General features: G+C 51.8%; 15 protein-coding genes. 7 read left to right on the top strand and 8 right to left on the bottom strand.

Translation table 11 applies throughout. The features are described from left to right. Positions 1-101: 101 nt before the first annotated feature. A complete protein-coding gene (locus tag EOE65_RS03835) occupies positions 102-2,765 on the bottom strand; it encodes an SbcC/MukB-like Walker B domain-containing protein (RefSeq protein WP_127692964.1) in 2,664 nt (887 codons plus the stop codon). Positions 2,766-2,804: 39 nt separating this feature from the next. Between EOE65_RS03835 and EOE65_RS18290 the strand changes: the two genes are divergently transcribed. Further along, entirely contained in the window at positions 2,805-2,939 is a 135-nt protein-coding gene (locus EOE65_RS18290; RefSeq protein WP_276317496.1) for a hypothetical protein, read from the top strand. Between the two features lie 144 nt (positions 2,940-3,083). On the opposite strand, the gene EOE65_RS03830 is transcribed toward EOE65_RS18290, so the two are convergent. Together EOE65_RS03830 and sbcD are read right to left on the bottom strand one after the other, a co-directional pair. Then, positions 3,084-3,800 carry an AAA family ATPase gene (locus tag EOE65_RS03830; RefSeq protein ID WP_127692963.1) on the bottom strand — a complete coding sequence of 239 codons (717 nt, stop codon included), beginning with the start codon at positions 3,798-3,800 and terminating at the stop codon, positions 3,084-3,086. Beyond that, the gene (gene sbcD, locus EOE65_RS03825; RefSeq protein WP_240656902.1) at positions 3,797-5,215 is read right to left on the bottom strand and encodes an exonuclease subunit SbcD; all 1,419 of its coding nucleotides are present in this window, start codon (positions 5,213-5,215) and stop codon (positions 3,797-3,799) included. The genes EOE65_RS03830 and sbcD overlap by 4 nt, the downstream gene beginning before the upstream one ends. Positions 5,216-5,507: 292 nt before the next feature. On the opposite strand from sbcD, the gene EOE65_RS03820 reads away from it, so the two are divergent. From EOE65_RS03820 to EOE65_RS03805, 4 genes are all read left to right on the top strand, one after another. Then, positions 5,508-7,388, top strand: coding sequence for a PhoX family protein (locus tag EOE65_RS03820; protein WP_206052596.1), 1,881 nt, complete (start codon positions 5,508-5,510; stop codon positions 7,386-7,388). A 93-nt stretch (positions 7,389-7,481) separates the two neighbouring features. Then, positions 7,482-9,119 carry a hypothetical protein gene (locus EOE65_RS03815; protein WP_127692962.1) on the top strand — a complete coding sequence of 546 codons (1,638 nt, stop codon included), beginning with the start codon at positions 7,482-7,484 and terminating at the stop codon, positions 9,117-9,119. 185 nt (positions 9,120-9,304) lie between these two features. Further along, positions 9,305-10,072, top strand: a complete 768-nt coding sequence (locus EOE65_RS03810) for a polysaccharide deacetylase family protein (RefSeq protein WP_164847005.1) — start codon at positions 9,305-9,307, stop codon at positions 10,070-10,072. Further along, complete coding sequence (locus tag EOE65_RS03805; protein WP_127692960.1) at positions 10,069-10,653, top strand: hypothetical protein; 585 nt, start codon at positions 10,069-10,071, stop codon at positions 10,651-10,653. The genes EOE65_RS03810 and EOE65_RS03805 overlap by 4 nt, the downstream gene beginning before the upstream one ends. On the opposite strand, the gene hflK is transcribed toward EOE65_RS03805, so the two are convergent. The 4 genes from hflK to EOE65_RS03785 all read right to left on the bottom strand — a co-directional run bounded on the left by hflK (position 10,650) and on the right by EOE65_RS03785 (position 15,109). Then, positions 10,650-11,549, bottom strand: a complete 900-nt coding sequence (hflK, locus tag EOE65_RS03800) for an FtsH protease activity modulator HflK (protein WP_127692959.1) — start codon at positions 11,547-11,549, stop codon at positions 10,650-10,652. The two genes, EOE65_RS03805 and hflK, sit on opposite strands and share 4 nt — an antisense overlap. Then, the gene (gene hflC / locus EOE65_RS03795) at positions 11,539-12,444 is read right to left on the bottom strand and encodes a protease modulator HflC (protein ID WP_127692958.1); all 906 of its coding nucleotides are present in this window, start codon (positions 12,442-12,444) and stop codon (positions 11,539-11,541) included. Before hflC ends, hflK begins: the two co-directional genes overlap by 11 nt. Then, positions 12,441-14,042, bottom strand: a complete 1,602-nt coding sequence (locus tag EOE65_RS03790) for a cation diffusion facilitator family transporter (RefSeq protein ID WP_127692957.1) — start codon at positions 14,040-14,042, stop codon at positions 12,441-12,443. Before EOE65_RS03790 ends, hflC begins: the two co-directional genes overlap by 4 nt. Before the next feature lie 170 nt (positions 14,043-14,212). Then, positions 14,213-15,109 (bottom strand): DMT family transporter, encoded by an 897-nt coding sequence (locus EOE65_RS03785; protein ID WP_240656901.1) that lies wholly within the window; start codon positions 15,107-15,109, stop codon positions 14,213-14,215. Between the two features lie 113 nt (positions 15,110-15,222). Here EOE65_RS03785 and EOE65_RS03780 point away from each other — a divergent pair, with 113 nt between their 5' ends. Together EOE65_RS03780 and EOE65_RS03775 are read left to right on the top strand one after the other, a co-directional pair. After that, positions 15,223-16,131: a LysR family transcriptional regulator gene (locus tag EOE65_RS03780; protein ID WP_127692956.1), complete on the top strand. Its 909-nt coding sequence runs from the start codon at positions 15,223-15,225 to the stop codon at positions 16,129-16,131. A 120-nt stretch (positions 16,132-16,251) separates the two neighbouring features. Continuing rightward, complete coding sequence (locus EOE65_RS03775; RefSeq protein ID WP_127692955.1) at positions 16,252-16,854, top strand: nitroreductase family protein; 603 nt, start codon at positions 16,252-16,254, stop codon at positions 16,852-16,854. Positions 16,855-16,891: 37 nt separating this feature from the next. On the opposite strand, the gene ydiJ is transcribed toward EOE65_RS03775, so the two are convergent. After that, the gene (gene ydiJ, locus EOE65_RS03770) at positions 16,892-19,966 is read right to left on the bottom strand and encodes a D-2-hydroxyglutarate dehydrogenase YdiJ (protein ID WP_127692954.1); all 3,075 of its coding nucleotides are present in this window, start codon (positions 19,964-19,966) and stop codon (positions 16,892-16,894) included. Between the last annotated feature and the right edge of the window lie 47 nt (positions 19,967-20,013).

The following is a 20,013-nucleotide window of genomic DNA, read 5'->3' as shown; positions in this document are numbered from 1 at the left end:
TGTAGCTACCTCTATAGACAACATCAGCCGATGTTTATTTAGATGTTTCCCATATGCCTATAAAACCAATGGTTATAGCAACCAAGAGTTACAGCAACCGGCTAAGCCGCTGCGATAGCAAACTGATCTGCCAAGCGGCTCACGCCTAGTCCACTCATTTTAGTGACCTCTATTTGCGTAGGGATCCGCTCTTTCATCGCATCAACATGGCTGATTACACCCACCATTTTACCCGATGCATTGAGGTTATCGAGTGCATCAAGCGCGGTATCGAGCGTTTCTGCATCGAGCGTGCCGAAGCCCTCATCTAAAAAGAGCGAGTCAATCCGCGTTTTCTGGGATACCAGATCCGACAGTGCCAACGCCAATGCAAGGCTCACCAAGAAGCTCTCACCGCCCGACAGCGTGCGCGTATCACGCACGGCATCAGCCTGCCACGTATCCACCACCCGTAGCTCCAACGAATCTCCCTCACGACGCTCTAACTGGTAGCGTGCATGGAGGCGCTGTAAACGCTTGTTGGCGAGATAAACCAGATGATCGAGTGTTAACCCCTGTGCAAAGCGGCGGAACTTATCTCCTTTACTCGAGCCAATCATGCCATTGAGGTGGCCCAGCAGGTCTTCCTCTTTTGCAAGCGCATCACGCGATGCGAGTAACGTGTGCTGCTTTTCTCGGCGGCTTCGGTCATCGCTTAGCTGGCGATCAAGCTGGCCGATCTGTAGCAGCAGCTCACGCATCTGTACCTCATGCTCAGCCAGTGCCTGCGACACCGCAGCCTGCTCGGTCTCGGCATACTGGTTCGCATGGCCAGTTGCCTCATGCTGCTGAGTATCAGCGGTGACTTGCGCTACCCGGTCTTGCGCTATTTGCAGGCTATCGCTGAGCTGCTTAAGTGTACTCTCGAGCTGATCACGCTCGGTATGATCAAGCAACGCTGCTCGAAAGGCTTGATCATCAGCGAATAAGCTCTGTGCCAGCAAACGCTGCCACACCTCAGCAGCCTCGGTGGCTGACTCGCTAAGTAGCGCTATCTGCTCTGCCTTTGCACTCACTTTACCTTGAATGCTGGCACGTTGCGCATTCAGCTCATTGGCCTGTTCTTGTATCTGTTTCTTTTGTGTTTCAATAGCTTGTAGCGCTGCCTGCAAGCGCTCTCTCACCTGCTCTACCGAGTCATCGCTGAAAAGCTGTTGGCGCTGCTCGCGGTTTTTTGTGATCTCGCGTTGAGTGTTCTGTAGTAATGACCGCGCCTTATCGAGCGATGCATTCAGCTCTTTCTCGCGCGCTTTCGCATGTTCCTCATCACGCACTAAAACGTCGACTTTACTCTGCAAGTCAGTGATTTTTTGTCCGTTTTGCTGCCAGCGCTCACAGGCCTCTACTTGCGCTGCAAGCCATGTTTCGATCGGCTCTGAGCCGGGTGCGATCTCACCAAGCAGCTCGTGCAGTGCTGTGTCTAGCTCGGTGAGTTCACGAGCCACTTGAGCCTGTTGTGCTTGCTCATCCGTTAACTGCTGCTGGCTCTGGGCAAGCTTACCAGCTAGCAGTTTATAGTCGGCGTGTAACTGGTTCATTGCCGCCGTAGCGCTCGTAAGCTCGGTATTTGCAGCGTGTAGCTGCATGTTGAGTGCTCGGATCTGCTCAATTTGCTGCCGCTGGGTTTGGCGGGCCGTGCTAGCCACCTCCAACGCTTGTGCAAGCGCTGCGGTATCCGTGATAGCCAGCACCTCATCGAGCTGCACCATCGACGTCTGCCATGCTTGCTCCAGCGTAGCGATCTCTTGGCTGATGCGGTTCTGCTGCTCAGCCAAGTGTTTAGACCGCTCTTGAAGCGCCTCCTTCTTGGCCGTCAGCGGCTGTGATTGCGCGTGAATCGCATCACATTGCTGCTGCATAGCATCGCGGCGCTGCTGCGTGCTGTCGGTATCCAGTGCTTGATATTGCTCCACCAGCGGGTGCTCAGTTGAGCCACAGAGCGGGCAAGCGGTATCTGGTTGCAGGTTACGCCGTTCAGCTTCGAGGCTGGCGATATGGCGCTCTTGCTGCAGCAGTTTGTCTAAATCTCTAAGATGATCTCTGCTCTCTTTAAACTGCTTACGCAACACCTCTAGCTCGGCTTCGTTACGCTCGCGCTCGTTCTGCAGCGCAACGTGGCTCGTTTGGTTGTTATGCTGCTCTGTTACCTGTTGCAGGTAACGCTGCTGAGTATCCGGTAAAGCTCCTAGCAGGGCATGGCGTTCCACCAGCGCTTGGTAATCAGCCTCCCACTGTGCCAGTGTTTTATTGGCAAGTAATGTGGTGAGCTGAGTGTTTAGATCATTATGGCTTTGCTGCAATGACTGCTGGTTTTCTTCAGCGGTTTTGACGCCAGCAGTGACTTGTTTTAGCTCTTCGTCATGATGTTCAACTGCTTTAGATAAACCATTTAAGTTATTGTTTATATTAATCAATAATTGTTTACGGTCTTGAGCGCGCTCCACAAGCGTTTGAGCTTTGGGTAGCTTTGCCTGTAGCGCTTCACAGTAGGCTAGTGCCACTTGAGCTGTTTCTAGCTGTTGTAGTTCACCACGTTTTTGCACCACCTGCTGGGTAACTTCTGCTGCCTTTAACGCACTTTGATTGGCGCTATCTTGCAACTCGGCAACGCTTGCGCGCTGCTCCTCTTGCAGATTCGCTAAGTGGCTAAACTGATGATCCAGCGGCAGCACCTTTTCTTGAATCAGTTGCTCAGTTTTTTGCTGCTCTGCCTGCTGCTGATTCACAGCATCACTCACCTGCTGAAGTTGTGTTTGAATGTTTTGATGCTGCTGGTCGCACGCAGCCAGTTGAGTATTGAGCGTCTGAGCTTGTTGCTGTGCTTGGTGCAGCTCGCTATCCGCTTTTTGATGGGTGTTAAAAGCATCACGAAGCGGCTCAGCCTGCTTGGCAAGCGCTAGGCGCTGGCGCGTTGTGTTGGCCTGTTGGCTCTGCTCTTGTGCTTTTATTAGATTAGCCTGCGCCTCTTGTGCACGCGCCGCCAGCTTTTGCTGCTCAGTCCACCAGTGCTGGTGAGCCTCTAATTGAGTAACCGTTTGCTTGAGCTATTTCTCCCTTTCATGCAGCGCATTGAGAGAGGCTTCTAGCTCGGTGCGCTGTTCAGCGCTGAGCAGCTCCACCGCATCAAGCTGCGCATTTAATTGCGCTAGCTGGTTTTTGGTTTCGCTATGGGTTTGGTGCACCTTTTCGGAGATTAAGCTGTAGATCTCGGTACCGGTGAGCTCTTCTAGCAGCTCAGCCCGCTCGTTTGCCGAGGCATTAAGAAATGCAGCAAACTGCCCCTGAGAGAGCAACATCGATTTGGTAAAGCGCGCAAAATCTAACCCACTGATCGACTCAATCAGCTCGTTTTTACGCTTCACTTGGCTGGCAAGAATTTCTCCCTCTTCTGCCTGCTCACCCGCTAACTTTGCTAGCTCGACCTTTGCCTCTTGTAAATTACCGTCTGCTCGATCACGCGAGCGGCGCTGACTCCAGAATGCACGGTAGCGCTGTTGTTTAATCTCGAATACAACTTCTGCCAACGACTCTGCGGTGCCCCGTGTCATCAGTTGGTTACTCGTTTTCGAGATGGTATCGATCCTTGGCGTGCGGTGATAAAGCGCTAAACAGATCGCATCTAGGATGGTGGTTTTGCCGGCACCGGTCGGGCCTGTGATCGCAAACAGGCCGCTATCAACAAAAGGGGCGGCCGCAAAGTTGATCTTCCACTCACCCTTTAAACTGTTGAGGTTTTTAAAACGTAACGACAAAATCTTCATGCGTTATCTCCCTCAGCAAACAAGTCCACTTGGTTCTGGCTCTCATCCGCCGCAGGTTTTAAGCTATTACTACGTCGTTTGGGCTTGGTGGGTGGCTCGCTGGGCAGCTCTGCCAAGGGGAACAGATCACCTTCAAGCTCTGCAACCAAAGGCTCAGCAGGCTTTTTGGTGGGACGCGTGACGACAATCCCCGTCTCCTCCTGCACCGCCTCAACAACCTGTTCGAAGCGCGCGGTTAGCTCCGTTTCAAGAGATGTGCCTACAAGCTCAGGTTCTAACGCCAAACGCCGTGCAAACACATCAAAGGGGCTCAGTTCTGCGAGGGTCTCGTTCTCTTCCTGCTGTATCCCTGCACGAGTCGTGTTACTCAGGCGCTTTACTTGCAGAATCTCAAGCGGGAGACCTTCGATCATCGTTTCGATACGTTGCTGTAAATCGCTGACATACTGATCACTGCTCACTTCAATACAGAGCCAAACTGGCAACGCTTCAGAGCCCTCACTGCTGGCCTCTTTGAGTTGGGCGGGCAGACTTTCAAGGTTACCGCGCACTGTTGCCATCGGCTGAAAGCGCGGGACGTTAATCGGCTCAATCGCGATGGACTCACGTTCTGAAAACGTCACTTGTACCACTTGCTTGGTGCTTTTTAGCTCATCAAACGCCAGTGGTATTGGCGAGCCGCAGTAGCGGATATGCTCGGTGCCCGCCACCTTTTGCGGCCGATGGATATGGCCGAGTGCGATGTAATCCGCCGGTGGAAATTCAGAAGAGGGAAACGCTTCGAGTGTGCCGATATAAACATCGCGCACGGCATCGCTGGTTTTAACACCCAGCGCCGTTAGGTGGCCGGTGGCGATAATGGGCACAGCCTTACCTAATTGATCCCGCTGCCGACACGCCGCCGTGTAGATCGCTTGGTAATGCGCAGCGATCGCCTGCCCTAGTGCTTGGTTTTTTTCTGTAGCGGAAAGATCAGCTTGGCTGCTCATCACATCGCGGGGCCGTAAAAAAGGTATCGCACAGAGCAGCGCCCCCACGGTTTGATCTTTGTTATATAAAGGAATGATTTGTTGATCTGGCGTTTCATCAGGCGCGGCCACCACATGGGTATTGAGGTATCCCAGCACGCCTTTTGACTCATTCAGCATCGCCACCGAATCGTGATTGCCTGCTAAAACCACCAACTGACAGCCGCAGTTGTTCAGCTTAGCCACGCAGTCATAATAGATTTCACGCGCATAGCTAGGCGGTGTGCCGGTATCAAATAGATCACCCGCAATCACAACTGCATTGATCTGGTTTTGCTCGACTAAGTTGACCAACCAATCGATAAACTGGCGGTGCTCTTGGGCACGATTTTTAGTGAAGAAGTGTTGTCCTAAGTGCCAATCGGAGGTGTGCAGGATTCGCATCATAAAATTTGCAGAGACCTATCAGTTGCCGCGTATAGAGGCTGTCTACCATACCAGATTTCCGCGTTCGATAGACGGATCTTCAGTGTGCGTTTAGGAACACGCCAAAATCAGCTACCTCTCACATCTATGCTGAGTATATTCCCTCGCTTAGCGAAAAAGCACTTCGAGTTTCGTTCGCAAGTCTTTCTTTTCCAAAGTGAAACATTCACGTCATCTAACTTTCATCTTAACTTTCCATAATGCGCCGCGTGGGAACCTTATAACCAATTTTAACCTCCTGCATGGAAGAACCATGATGAAAAAGAAGCTACTAACTGTTGCGATCGGTTCTGCGGTTGCATTGACAATTGCGGGCTGCAACAGCTCTTCAAACTCAACAGATACAGACACAAACAAGCTATTGCCAAAGGATGCGACAATCGCGTTTGCAGGTGTTAAAGCGCCGGTCACTGACGCCGAGAAGCGTGCGATTCTGGCGTCAGATGCGACGATCACCACTGGCTCAGATTCAATGCCACTAGACCTTGAGTACAACGTCTTTGCTCGTTCTGGTGACACATTTGACCATGCAGTATTTGGCCAGTTGGTTGATAAGCAGGGTAACCCACTTTCTAAGGAAGATGGTTCTCCAAGCATTGCGAACTCCAACGAATTCACATCCTTGCTGCCACGTGGTGAGCGCCTATTCTCGGTTTCTCAGTTTGAGAGCCGCCCAGGTGCTATGTTCTTGATGGAACTGAACCAAAACACAGAAAACGGTGAGCTTAGCGTAAAAGATGCGTGGCAGATCGACCAATCTGGCGTCAACGGTGGTTGGGTTCACTGCGCTGGTTCTGTTACGCCTTGGAGCACACACCTAGCATCTGAAGAGTACGAGCCGAATGCTCGTAGCCTAGTCACCGGTGCTGATGCTGCAGCTGACCGCTATGCGGCAGGTTTCCTTGACTACTTCAACGGCGACGAGTCTCAATGGAACCCATACCAAGTGGGTTGGAACATTGAAGTTGATGTACAAGCAGATAGCGGTGCGGCACCAACAGCAACCTCTAAAAAGCACTACGCGATGGGCCGCTTGGCGTTTGAGCTATCGTACGTGATGCCAGATGAAAAAACCGTTTACATGACTGACGATGGCACCAACGTAGGTCTGTATATGTTTGTTGCAGATAAAGCAGGTGACCTATCCGCTGGTACGCTGTACGCCATGAAGTGGAACCAAACAGCATCGACAGGCGTAGGCGCTGCAGACCTTGACTGGATCGACCTTGGCCACGCTACAAGCGCTGAGCTGTCTGACTACATTGAAGGCGCTAACCAACTCGCGTTTACTGACATTTTCGCGACAGCGGATGCTAACGAAGATAACAGCTGCCCAGATGGTTTCACCTCTATCAACGCAGGTGGCAACGGCCAAGAATGTCTGCAAGTTAAGCCGGGCATGGAAAAAGCCGCTTCACGCATGGAAACACGCCGCTACGCTGCCATGATGGGTGCAACAACTGAGCTACGTAAAGAAGAAGGTATTACCTTCGACCCAACACGCAGCAAGCTGTACCTCGCGATGTCTGAAGTCGCACGTGGCTTTGAGAGCTTCAAAAAGAATGGCGCAGATAGCAGCAGCTACGACCTAGGCGGCCCTAACCACATTCAACTGGAAGGCTTTAACCGCTGTGGCGCAGTTTACCAGCTAGATGTAGCGTCTGACGCAACGATCGGCTCATCTTATGTTGCGAAAAACATGTCTGCTTTGGTAGCCGGTGTACCAGCAACAGATAGCTACGGTGACGGCGTACAAAACCCTATTGTTGCAAACAGTGCGGACTACGCTGACAACAACAAGTGTCACATCGACGGCATCTCTAACCCAGATAACGTCACTTACATGTCTGGTTGGGATATCCTAATCATCGGCGAAGATACAGGTTCTGGTCACCAGAATGACGTGATCTGGGCGTATGATTTCGGTACCCAAGCGCTAACACGCATTCAAACAACACCTTACGGCTCTGAAACGACATCTCCTTACTGGTACCCGAACATCAACGGTTGGGGTTACCTAACGAGTGTTGTTCAACACCCATATGGTGAGTCTGATTCAGACAAAGATACTGGCAACGGTGAGAACCGTGCTTACACAGGTTACGTAGGTCCTTTCCCAGCGAAAGCTGAATAAGCCCGACCTGACGTTACCGAAGGGGAGCACACTGTGCTCCCCTTTTCTGCGTTATCCGTTATGCTCGATCTGTTGTGTACTAAGAGTCTAAGCATGAAATACCTATCCTCTCTGATACTAAGTGGCGTTGTTGCCTACACACCCTTAACGCTGGCACTCGATCAGGAAAATCCGGTCGCCTATATCCCTGCCCAGTGTTACACCAACCCGGTGGATGAGATCACAGGCCAAGTAGCAAACCCCTGCTACACCTGCCACACCGATAGCCGACGCCCCAACTATATTGATGACGGCGAGATCCAGACGTTGTTTTCATTTACCGAAGCTGCGCTCGTTAATAATTGGAAAAACTACTTTAAAGGCTTCTCGACGCGGGCCAGCGAGATCTCGAATCAGGTGATTTTAGACTACGTCAGAGAGAACAATTACTTTAATCAAGCGGGCCAAAACCTGATTGCCAAACGCATACTGACACACCTAGCCGAATACGATAGCAACAATAATGGTCAGTGGGATGGCTACATTCCCGACATCTACTACCAGTTCGACAACGAAGGCTTCGACCGCACACCGACGCATGGTTACACCGGCTGGCGCGCATTTGCTTACTACCCTTTCCCAGGTGGCTTTATGCCCACCAATGGTTCAACAGATGACGTGATCATTCGCCTACCTGCTGCCTTCCAACAAGATACCAACGGCAAGTTTGACCTAGAGATCTACAAAACTAACCTAGCGATTGTTGAGGCGCTGATCAAAGAGAAAGATATCCCGATCACTGCCACTGATGAGAAGCGTCTTGAGGTAGATCTCGACAAAGATGGCACGCTGGGCACAGCGCAGATCATCCGCTACGACTGGGCACCGCGCGAGGGCCGTATGATGAGCTATGTCGGCAAAGCGAAAGCACTGCTTACCAGCGGTAAACAGCATCTTGCCGCTGGCCTATATCCGGTAGGAACGGAGTTTATCCATTCGGTGCGCTATCTGGATATCGATAGCCAACAACGCGTACAAATGGCACCGCGGATGAAAGAGCTGCGCTATGCGCGCAAAACATTTTGGGTGAACTACTTCCAACACGATCGTATCGCAGCCAAAGAGCTGAAGGAGCGCCACGACTTTCCCGATCGTATCAAACAGGTGATTGGCTCAGCAGAGGCCGGTGTTCGCGTCCCCCAAGGTTGGGTATATCAGGGGTTTATTGAAGACCAAACCGGTGCGCTGCGTCCGCAAAGTTATGAAGAGCATGTATTCTGCACCGGCTGTCACTCCGGCATTGGGGTCATTACCGATACCACGTTTGCCTTTAAGCGTAAGCTCGATAGCGACCAATTCCAGCAAGGCTGGTATCACTGGACACAAAAGTCGTTTGCCGGTATTCCTGAACCACGCCGTGAAAGCGATGGCGAGTACGAGTACAGCTTCTACCTGAAACATAACCCAACCGGTGATGAGTATCGCTCCAATATGGAGGTAAAAGACAAGTTCTTCGACTTCTATGGCGAGCCAAAACCAGAGGCTTTTGCGGCGCTTCACGAGGATATCTCTGAGTTGCTACTGCCCTCGCCCGCTCGCGCATTAGAGCTAAACAAAGCCTACAAGGCCCTTGTCGAAGAGCAGTCTTATGTGAAAGGCCGCGAATCGATGCTAGTGGGCGAAGGCGTTATTCATCGTCAGGTAGAGTTGGACCAGAAAACAGGTATCGAAACACCCTTACAGTTCCACTAAACCTCCTTTTTAGCTTCTTTATGGCGGAGCCCTTTGTGGCTCTGCCGACGCTCATTCCGCAACCTATTAAAATACGATAACATGACCAGTCATTGCTAAGTGACTGAATTTCCATGTTTACTAAACTCTTTCGAAAAAAAACTCCGCCAAAACAGTTCCGTGTCCCTATCCTGTGTTACCACGCTATGAACGTACATGGCACAGACTACGAGCAGAACGACCACACAGCTCTAGATAGAGATATCACACTGATTAAGTCACTCGGCTTTACAATCAAGAGCCTCAGTTGGATTGTTGATGCCTATCGACGCGAAGATTGGACTGCACTCAACCACCCAGTTATCGCGATCTCGTTTGACGATGCACCAGATATCGAAGCATATAGCTATTGCGACCTGCGCTTTAACGAAATGGTAGAGAGCTTTCATAGTATTATTGCTCGTCATCATGTTCCTGCCACCAGCTTTTTGATCGCCAGCGAAGCTGCTCGCACTCAAATAGCACAGCATGGAGCGCCGGAGCCTCCCAACCTTTACAGCAGTGATTGGTGGAACAACACAAAAGATACTCTTTTGGATCTAGCAAACCATAGTTGGGACCACAACCATGAGCATGTTAGCCCTGTTGCTCAAAAGGAGCAGACGAAAGGAAATTTCTTCGCCATCGATAACGAAGCCGATGCAATAGCACAAATCACAACGGCACATAACCACTTAAAAGCGGCGACAAAAGACCGCGTGAAGCCGCTTTTTTGCTACCCCTATGGCCACGTTAATGAATACTTGCGCGATAATTTTTTTGCAATGCGCCCCGATCTTCACGAGATGCATGCAGCCTTCAGCACCGCTGGCGAGCACTTCACTGAGAACCACTCGATATGGGCTATTCCACGGTATGTATGCGGGCACCATTGGCGCTCAACCGCAGAGCTAGAGGAAATTTTAACGCAATGATTACCAAACTCATTAGTCGTGCCCGTCGTCTCTACCACCAACAACGCTTCGATCCGGCACCACTAACGTACCCGAACGACTATACCGAGCTATCTCAGTACGTCAGTGTGATCGAGGTGAGTAACGCGCGCCCCTTTATAGGCGAGCTATTCAAGCGCCACTTTGGTGATGAATGCCCGTTAGAGGAGCGCCACTTTATCGCCTTTTACACACCAGCCGAAGGACAACCCATACCGCTAGGCTACTTTCACCATACGCCTTATGGTCGGAGTTTCTTAGCAGGCGGATTGGTCATTGATGAGCGCATTTATCGCCGGCTGCCAAAAGAGCTGCGGCTAATCATTAAGCGCAGTGGCGGCATTGCTGAGTACTTGTCGGTGCGCAGTTTTGAGATGCTAGGCCCCCATGTTGATGCTATTTGGGGCCATGTTGGTGATCATAAAGCAAGACAAGTGGATTATCGGGTTGGGTTTGTCGACACGAAAGATCCGCACCTCATGGTTATTTGGCGCAATCAAAAACTCTCGCAACAGCAACGCGAGCAGATGATTAACGAGGTGCTCGCGCTAGGCCCATTCTAATGCTGCTTGTTAGGTGTGCTGGCTGCACTCCACTGAATGTTTGGCAGTATCCTACCCAACGCATCAGTGTAGAGTTTATGCCCCATCGCCTGGGGCGCTTGCTGATACTCCTTTAATAACGCGGCATAGCGTGCTGCCTCGCCTTGAGCGGCGGAGACAATCTCTTCGGCGCTCGCTTGCGCTGTCAAACGGACTTTTCGAGCATCGGCTCTGGCTTTAGCGCGGGCAGAGTTTTGGGCACTACGCGCATCCGAGATCAACTTACGCTTTTCAGTGCGCGCCCGATCCACACGATCAAACGCGCTTTTGACGCTAGCAGGCGGAGTTAGGGCTTTCAGTTGCACCGCTGAAAGGCGTATCCCAGATTCGAGTCTATCCAGATGCTGCTGAGTGTTGCGCAATAACGCTTGCTGAAACTGGTGCCGACCGGTGGTAAGCAAGTTGTCAGTATTGGCACGCGCCATCAATCGCGTTGCATTTGCCTGAATGAGATTTTCTAACACCTCAACCGGGCGCTGTATGTGATGCAAGAACTGTCCCAAATCCTGAGTGCTGTATTGCACCACCAGCACCACGGCAAGTAGGTTATTGTCGCCAGTGGCAAGCTCTTTGGGTTGCATCTCCACACCCAGTTCAGTGAAGCTCACCTCGAGCGACTGTACTGTCGCTGCAGGGCGCAGCTCAACGCGCTCGATCGGAAACGGCAAATGATAGTGCATTCCCGGCGGTACAGATTCATCCACCAGCGCACCAAAACGATAGCGCACCCCTCGCTGTTCATTCGAGACGCTATAAAGGCCACTGAGGCCATATAGCAGCGGTAGTAGTAGCAATAACCCCAACAGAATAGGGCGTGAGCGCAGCCAAACATGCTGCCAATCTGAACTAGCTGGCATCGTCACCCACCTCTACCGCTGGCGGAGCCCACAGGTAATCAAACAATGGCTGATCCGTTGATAAAATCAGGCGTGTTTTATCTGTAAAGATCTGTTCATAGGCCTGCATCGAGCGTAGAAAACGATAAAATTCGGGGTGCTCACGGTAAACCTCTGCGTAGGCTTGGCTCGCTTTCGCTTCCGCTTCACCAACTAAAATACGGCTCTCTCGGCGCGCCTGTGCCAGCTTTTGTCGCACTTCGAACTCCGTTTCAGCACGTACTTTAGCTGCTTGCTCTTGCCCCTCAGCGCGCAGCTGCTGAGCAATACGTCCACGCTCAGCCGCCATCCGCTTGTAGATATCAACGACCACAGGCTGCGGAAAGCTGATTCGGTTGATGCCCACGTCGGTCACGTCGATCCCTAGCGATGCGGCAGCGCGCTCTCTGACCTGCTCCACGATGTTACTCAGCACTCGCTCTAACTGATGCTGGTTTGGATCCGTATTGAGAATCGCGCTCAATGGATGTTGGCCAATCTGATTGCTAATCTCCGCCGTGACGAGATCATTTAAACGCACAGCGGCAGTCTCGTAATTTCGTACGCTCGATAAAAACCGCTGCGCATCCTTTACCCGCCAGATTAAATAACTATCTAGCACAACGTTGCGCCGATCACGCGTCACATACTCGGCCGTTGCTAAGGTCTCAATACGCTGCTTTTGGTCAAGGCGGCTAATTGTTTGAATGGGATCGGGCAGCTTAAATAGTAAACCGGCTTCGTTCTCCACCTTAACCACACGCCCAAACTGGCTTACCACAATAAGTTCTGACTCATACACGGGAACCAACGATGTTGAGAGCAAAAAGCCACCCAGAACAGTGCCTCCTAGGGCAGCTAACCATCTTTTTTTCATGGTTGATAGTCTCCAAACAAACGTGTGTCGCGCGACCTGAGCGCATCTTCGGTAATCACTTTTTCAATCTGAGGTAGTACTGTTTCGCTTAACTCTAAGCGTTTGTTAAACGCCACCAGCTCGGGTTGTTGCGCGTACTCGCCAGCGAGAGTGGCAAAGTAAGCAGCATCACCTGCGGCGCTCGCCTCCAGTTCCGCGATCTTTGCAGAAGTTTCAGCTGCTTCTTGGCTCAACCGCGCACGGTTTGCCGCGAGCTCCTCAACGCGCTCCCCTTGCACTTGATGCTGCAGTGCTTGCTGCTGCTCGGCGGCACGTTCAAGATCATGGTAAGCACTGACCACCGCGCTAGGCGGCTGCAGTTTTTGCACCGTGATTGATCCAATGTGTGTCGAAAGTCCATAGGCCTCAAGGCGCTGTTCCACCTGCGTAATGGCAGTTGTCTCAAAGCTGTCGGCCAAAGTGAGAGTGAACGGGGCTTGGCTAAGTAGCTGACTAACGGTTTGCTCCACCGCCGCAGCCACCAGTTGATGCGGCTGCGCAATTTGGCGGGATTCAAACCCCAGTTTGGGTAGTTGATATTGAACCGTCAGCGTTAAGTTGACGAGGTTCTCATCAGCAAACAGATAGTGATGATCCCGGTCGAGATTCACATTCCCAAGGGTTTGCCACTGCGAGCGGCTAAACACATTGGAGTGATCCCAAAGCGCCAGCGGTGTACCCACTTCTAAGCGATACACCTGTTGCGGACGGTAGCGCTCAATAGCACCTATCGGCCACGGCGCTAACAGATGCAAGCCTGGCGTTAACACTTCGGGCTGGGGCTGACCAAAAATGCGGTAGACCGCGTTCTCGTCACTGCGCACAACATGAAGGCCGGAACCTGCATAAAACACCAACACACCCACCAAAAAGCTAACCAAAACTCCGGACCGGTGCAGTTTTATGCGCTGGGCAGCACGCTGCCAAAATGGATGCTCGAGTAAGCGCTCAATTAAGCCATCAGGAGCCACTTCCGAACCGTTGATGAAGCTGCGCACCCCGCTAATAAAGAGCTCAATACCCGCAAAGGCCACCATCAACGCAATAACAAGTGCAACAATTTGATCGATATTGATCCCCACCAGCAACCCTACAAAGGAGCCGAGTACTGCAAACGAGGTAAACATATCGATATAGCTGTGGTAACCGTCCGCCTCAAGTGCTGGGGAGTCCGTATCTTGGCCAACGCGTGTTTTAAGCGTTGCCATCACATGCGCCAACACAATGGCGACCATCACACCAACGATGCCTAGCCAAATAAACTGGATATCACCGGAATTGCTTTGGTCAACACTGGTGACGATTTCGTAGGGCACCCAAAGGATCGTCAACGACACTAAAATCGCTAAGATTGCTTCCAACCGATAAGCCCGCGCCACACCCAGTGCGCTCGCCCGCTTCTCTTGACGGTAACGGATACCAATACCCACCAGCAGGACAAGCGAGATCAGCAGATCTGTTGCCGAGTGCAGCGCATCGGCGTACAGGGCCGTGCTGCCCGTTACCAGCGCGATGCCCAATTTCAGTGCAAAGAGCAGACTATCGCTGGTGATAGCCATTAAAGATGTCCGAATTCTGCGATCTTTAAACCACACTCGCCTGTTACCTCAAGACAACCAGCGTCAGGGAAACGCCAGCAGATGAAAGAAATGTGACAAGTGTGGAGCGACTAGATGACAAAAATATGAAAGGATTTAAAAATCAATTAGCTAGTGGCAGCGACTGATCATCAGCTGGCAGTTTGGCTATCGCGTTGCACGAGTAGCATCGCTGCCACCACACATCCGGCCCCAACCATAAGTAGCGGCGTTAAGCTCTCTTTCCCAAGCAGATACTCCAACAGCAAAACAAACACAGGGGTTAAAAAACTATAGGCCGCCACCCGTGTTGCACCCAGCTTTACTGTGCCAAATTGTAGCAAAAAGAAGGTGATTAGCGTTGTGAACACCGCAAGGTACAACGCACCCACAAAAACAGATGGATCCACTTGCGGCCAATTGATCGCGGGTAACTGAGGTAGAGATAGCAGGAATAGCCACACGCTACCGGCGCTAATGACCCAAAATGTCATCACTTCCATCGGCTCGCCCGCATAAAGGCGCTTAACAAGCGGGCCATAAGCCGCCATAAATAGACAACCAATAAAAAACACCAGATCGCCATGGTTCAGCTGCAAAGCCAATAGACGCTCGGCTTCACCGCGAAACACGATCCACAGCGCGCCTAACGTCCCTAGGAGTAGCCCACTTGCACGTATCGGGCTGAGCGTTTCACGATTAATCACAAATGCGTAGATCGCCGTAATGGCGGGCACCAAGGTGTAGATCGCTCCGGTGTTCAACGCACTGGTGTAACGCAAGGCTTCGAACATACACCAAAAAAATGCCACCAGAGGTAAGCTGAGCACGATATAACCTAGCAACTGCGCAGGTTTTGGTAGTGCAAAACCATGGCGTTTAAACACCAACGGCGCAAACAGCAATGCAGCCATAAGAAAACGGATAAACATCGTCACGGCTGGCGGCAGCTTGTCGGCAATGACTGCACCCACGGGAAAAGAACTGGCAACAAGTATCACCATTAGCAGCATCAAGCCGTGGACAAACCCAGATCGGACACCCAGCACCACACACCTCTTTAGTCTTGAAAATAGATAAGAGCAGCGTACCTAGTTTCCTGATTGACGATAATCCCTTTTACCATCACCATACTGTTAAACAAAAGTTAACAGTGGACACTATGGATACAATAGGCGCAATACCGGTATTTGTCTCAGTGGTGGAGTATGGCGGCTTTTCACCGGCAGCAAAGCATCTCAACATCACGAAGTCGGCAGTGAGCAAACGTATCACGCAACTTGAGGAGCAGTTAGGTGTGAAGCTCTTGCATCGCACCACCCGAAAGCTGAGCCTTACCGAAGCGGGTGAGCACTTTTTCGAGCACGCTAAACGCGCTGCGGTGGCTGCCCAAGATGCCGAAGATGCCGTGGCTCAGTTACAAGGCGAGCCACAGGGGCGGCTAAAAATCGGCTCCCCAATGTCGTTTGGACGCCTCCACATGGCGCCTATGATTCCGCGCTTTTTGAAAGAGCATCCCAAAATTAGTATCGACTTAGTGATGGACGATAAGCCGATCGACCTGGTGGGTGGCGGATTCGATATCGCCGTACGTGGTGGCAACCTGCCCGACTCCTCCTACATCGCCCGACGTTTGGCACCGCTGCGCAGCGTTTTATGTGCCTCGCCCAGTTATCTGAAGCGTTATGGAGCCCCAGAGCGCCTTGAAGACCTGCTCGAACACAACTGCCTGCCTTTTAGTTACTCGAACGATGTAAAGGAGTGGACCTTCTCTAAAGCGGGTAAAACACATTCGATTGTTGTCAGCGGAAATTATCAGGTCAATAACAGCGAGGCACTACGCGATGCAGTGCTGCAGGATCTTGGCATCGCACGTCTACCTACATTCGTTGCCGGTGAGGATATTCGTACCGGTCGCCTTGTGCAGTTATTTCCTGACTACGAAATGCCAGTGGCCGCCATCAGCGCCGTCATGATTGAGCGCCAGTATATGCCCGCAAAGGTACGCGCTTTTCTCGATTTTGCGATCACCTATTTCGGCAGCGACATCCCCTATTGGGACCAATACTAGTGAATTTATCTCAACAATAGGTTTCTAAATAGCCAGATTATCAACCAAACAAAAACAGCCTAAAGTACCTCCTAAGACAACACACGCCCTAATTTCAGCGTTAACCAAAAGGAGAAAACGATGGACCTGTTTACCGCAATAGAGACCCGACGTGCCGTAAAACACTATGATCCCAGCGCACCGGTAGCACCCGAAGCGTTCGAGAAGATCATGCAAGCAACATTGCGCTCGCCCACCTCGTACAATATTCAGCACTGGCGATTTGTTCGTGTACAGGATACCACTCTGCGCGAACAGATACAGGACGCGGCGTGGGGGCAAACTCAGATCACCGAGGCCGGAGAACTCATCGTTCTATGTGCAGATACTCAAGCATGGCGCAACCAGCCGCAGCGTTACTATCGCAACACCGATGCAGATACACGCCGTGTTCTACTCGAGATGCTACATAACTTTTATGTTGATCAACCCCAGCGCCAACACGATGAAGCGCTTCGCTCATGCGGGATTGCGGCGCAAACGTTTATGCTGGCAGCCAGTGGGCTGGGCTACGCGACCTGCCCCATGATTGGATTTGATAATGACAAGGTGGCACAGCTTATCAACCTACCCAAGGATCATATCATTGCGATGCTCATTACCCTTGGTAAAGCGGCCAAGCCGGCACACCCCCGTGCCGGCCAGCTGTCACTTAGCGATGTATTGGTCGTAGATCGATTTTAACAACAAGCGAGCGGCAACGGATGCCGCTCAATGATGTTTATTGTGTCACCTGATAGCGGCTTGATCGCATCACATCCAGCAGCGCTTGCGCCGGGTGCGGTAACGACGTTTGATCGATCCGTTTCACTTGGCTGCGGCAGGAGTAGCCTGTTGCCACAAGCTTGCCTTGATTTTGTGGATCATTAACCACTTCAGCCCAGCTCAGTTCGTAGATCTTTTTCGAAGTTGCGAGATTTGGCGTCTCGTGGCCGTAAGTGCCCGACATCCCGCAACAGCCGACCGCTTCAACGCTCAGCGTTTGACCAAGCGCAGCATAGATGGTTTGCCACTGCTTAATCGACGGCGCCGCCGATGTTTTCTCGGTACAGTGTGCCAGCAACTTAAAGTTGTGAGCTGCCAAGCGGCCAGATAGGTGCTCGAACGCTTCGGTCTGGGTCACTAACCACTCTTGAATCAGTTGCACATTCGGAGGGTTCTCCACCACCTTGGCGTACTCCTGACGGTAGGTTAGTGTCATGGACGGATCAACCCCGATCAGCGGTAACCCAGCAGACTCAAGCGCTTTAAGCATCTGGGTATTATGTTGCGCCGCGTTTTCAAAGGCACCCATAAACCCATGCACATGCAGCGGTTTACCATTGGGTAGGAACGGCGCTACCAGCACATTAAAGCCAAGCTCGGATAAGAGATCGATCAAATCCAGCACCACGTGCGTTTCAAAGTAGCTCGTGAATGCATCCTGCACCAACACAACGCTCTTTTCGCGCTGGTTACCCGTAAGCGCATTTAGAGTCTCAACACTCGCCCAAGGGATTGCACGCGCCTTTAAACCCTGCGCCAACGAGTGGCGACAGATCACAGGGCTATCAACCATGCCACCGGTATTGCGGAATAACCGCTGCGCGGTTTTGTTGCGCATCAACCAGTTATACGGCCCAGGCACTTTAGCCAATGTTGGTATCACGAACTCCAAGCTACCAATCATGTAGTCCTTGAATGGACGCATGTAGCGGCTGTAGTAAACCTCTAAAAACTGCGCTCGAAACTCCGGCACATTTACCTTGATGGGGCACTGACCGACGCAAGATTTACACGCCAAACAGCCGAGCATCGCCTCATGCACTTCGTTCGAAAAGTCATACTCGCCTTGCTGTTTACGCCAGCTGTTACGGATGCGGGCAGGGAGTGAGCCAATAAAACCGGACTCGCGTGTTTGCTGTGCAGCATCCGACAACGACACACCTTGCTTGGCCATTAAGCGCAGCCACTCGCGCACCAGTGAGGCGCGTCCCTTAGGTGAGTGAATGCGCTGGCGCGTTCCCTTCCAAGATGGACACATGGCATCTTTAGGGTCGTAGTTGTAGCACGCACCATTGCCGTTACAGAACATCGCCGCATCGTAAGTGTCACGATCCACCGCGGGGATCTCTCGGTCTAACTGGCCACGGGTTGTCACCGCGTCGATCTTAAGTAGCTCCGCACCATCGATCTGAGGGGTTGCGATCTTGCCCGGGTTCAATTGGTTATAAGGGTCGAAGACGCCCTTGATGCGTTGCAGCTCTACGTAAAGCTCACCAAAGAACTCAGGCGCATACTCTGAACGCACACCTTTACCGTGCTCGCCCCACAAAAGGCCGTGATATTTCTGCGTCAACGCCACAACACGGTCTGTCACCGTACGGATCATCTGCTCTTGTTCTGGGTCTTTCATATCGATGGCTGGGCGAACGTGCAAAACGCCCGCATCCACGTGCCCAAACATACCGTAGGCGAGATTATGGCTATCGAGCACTTCACGGAACTCCATAATGAAGTCCGCCAAGTTCTCCGGCGGTACAGCGGTATCCTCTACAAACGGGATCGGACGCTCTTGGCCCTGTGCATTGCCTAGCAAGCCAACCGCGCGCTTACGCATCGCCCAGACTTTTTTGATCTCTTCGCCACCATATACAACACTGTATCCGAAGCATTGCCCCGCTCCGCCCGAGACTGCATCAAGGTGTTCTGTTAGCTGCGCAACACGCGCTTTCAAAGCATCGGGGTCATCATCGGTATATTCAACCAAGTTGATACCACGGATGGCCGGATCACCCTCATACTGCGGGAAGTAGTCTGCAACGGTGTCCCAAACAATATCTTCCATCGCCAAATTTAGGACTTTGGAGTCGATTGTCTCAATCGAGGTAGGCCCCTTTGCCATGATCGCTTTTGCATCGCGCATGGATGCCTCGAAGCTGTCGTACTTCACATTCACAAGCGCTGCATACTTTGGAATCGGTAGAACATTGAGCTTCGCTTCAGCGATAAAGGCCAACGAACCTTCGCCACCACACAGCACAGAGTTCAAATTGAAAAGACCACTTTCATCGCGGATGTGCGCCAGATCGTAGCCTGTTAAGCAGCGGTTGAGCGGTGGAAACTTAGCTTTGATCAATGCGTGTTTTTCACGGAATATCTCATCCACCAGCCGGTGAGCCTGACCCACACGATCTTGGCGCGCTTTGATCTTCAGCAGCTCGTCATCATCAACGGGCCCAGATTCCCACACGGTGCCATCAAGAAAGACGCTTTTTAGCGCTAATACATGGTCACGCGTTTTACCGTACAGGCAGCTACCTTGGCCACTCGCGTCGGTGTTAATCATTCCCCCAACCGTCGCGCGGTTACTGGTGGATAGCTCTGGCGCAAAAAATAATCCATAGGGTTTTAGTGCTGCATTAAGCTGATCTTTGACCACGCCCGCTTGCACACGAACCCAGCGCTCCTCTGGATTGATCTCAAGGATCTGGTTCATATGCTTGGAGACATCCACGACCAACCCATCGGTCAAGGACTGACCGTTGGTGCCCGTACCGCCGCCGCGAGGGGTTAAAACAACCTCATTAAACTCTTGTTGCGAAGAGAGATTGGCGATCAACTGTAGATCATCCAAATGCTTGGGATAGAGGACGCCTTGGGGCAGCACTTGGTAGATGCTGTTATCGGTTGATAGCACGATACGGTTGGCATAATCCTGATTCAGATCGCCGGCAAAGCCTGCATCCTTTAACGCTTCGATAAAACGCAGGTAGACCGCTTGGGTAGTTTCAACAGTAGAGATACGTGGGATCATGGTTCTTGCATTCGATTGTTATTAATGGCGGTATGATGCAAAATCCT

The organism is Neptunomonas marina (assembly GCF_004005935.1).
Lineage (GTDB): Bacteria > Pseudomonadota > Gammaproteobacteria > Pseudomonadales > Balneatricaceae > Neptunomonas > Neptunomonas marina.
This window is presented reverse-complemented; position numbering and strand designations above follow the sequence as displayed.

What these genes read in the sequence shown, in the direction of transcription:
- EOE65_RS18290 (WP_276317496.1), top strand. Translation starts at nt 2,805, where the DNA reads ATGCTGCTGGTCGCACGCAGCCAGTTGAGTATTGAGCGTCTGAGCTTG.
- EOE65_RS03830 (WP_127692963.1), bottom strand. Translation starts at nt 3,800, where the DNA reads ATGAAGATTTTGTCGTTACGTTTTAAAAACCTCAACAGTTTAAAGGGT.
- sbcD (WP_240656902.1), bottom strand. Translation starts at nt 5,215, where the DNA reads ATGATGCGAATCCTGCACACCTCCGATTGGCACTTAGGACAACACTTC.
- EOE65_RS03820 (WP_206052596.1), top strand. Translation starts at nt 5,508, where the DNA reads ATGATGAAAAAGAAGCTACTAACTGTTGCGATCGGTTCTGCGGTTGCA.
- EOE65_RS03815 (WP_127692962.1), top strand. Translation starts at nt 7,482, where the DNA reads ATGAAATACCTATCCTCTCTGATACTAAGTGGCGTTGTTGCCTACACA.
- EOE65_RS03810 (WP_164847005.1), top strand. Translation starts at nt 9,305, where the DNA reads ATGAACGTACATGGCACAGACTACGAGCAGAACGACCACACAGCTCTA.
- EOE65_RS03805 (WP_127692960.1), top strand. Translation starts at nt 10,069, where the DNA reads ATGATTACCAAACTCATTAGTCGTGCCCGTCGTCTCTACCACCAACAA.
- hflK (WP_127692959.1), bottom strand. Translation starts at nt 11,549, where the DNA reads ATGCCAGCTAGTTCAGATTGGCAGCATGTTTGGCTGCGCTCACGCCCT.
- hflC (WP_127692958.1), bottom strand. Translation starts at nt 12,444, where the DNA reads ATGAAAAAAAGATGGTTAGCTGCCCTAGGAGGCACTGTTCTGGGTGGC.
- EOE65_RS03790 (WP_127692957.1), bottom strand. Translation starts at nt 14,042, where the DNA reads ATGGCTATCACCAGCGATAGTCTGCTCTTTGCACTGAAATTGGGCATC.
- EOE65_RS03780 (WP_127692956.1), top strand. Translation starts at nt 15,223, where the DNA reads ATGGATACAATAGGCGCAATACCGGTATTTGTCTCAGTGGTGGAGTAT.
- EOE65_RS03775 (WP_127692955.1), top strand. Translation starts at nt 16,252, where the DNA reads ATGGACCTGTTTACCGCAATAGAGACCCGACGTGCCGTAAAACACTAT.
- ydiJ (WP_127692954.1), bottom strand. Translation starts at nt 19,966, where the DNA reads ATGATCCCACGTATCTCTACTGTTGAAACTACCCAAGCGGTCTACCTG.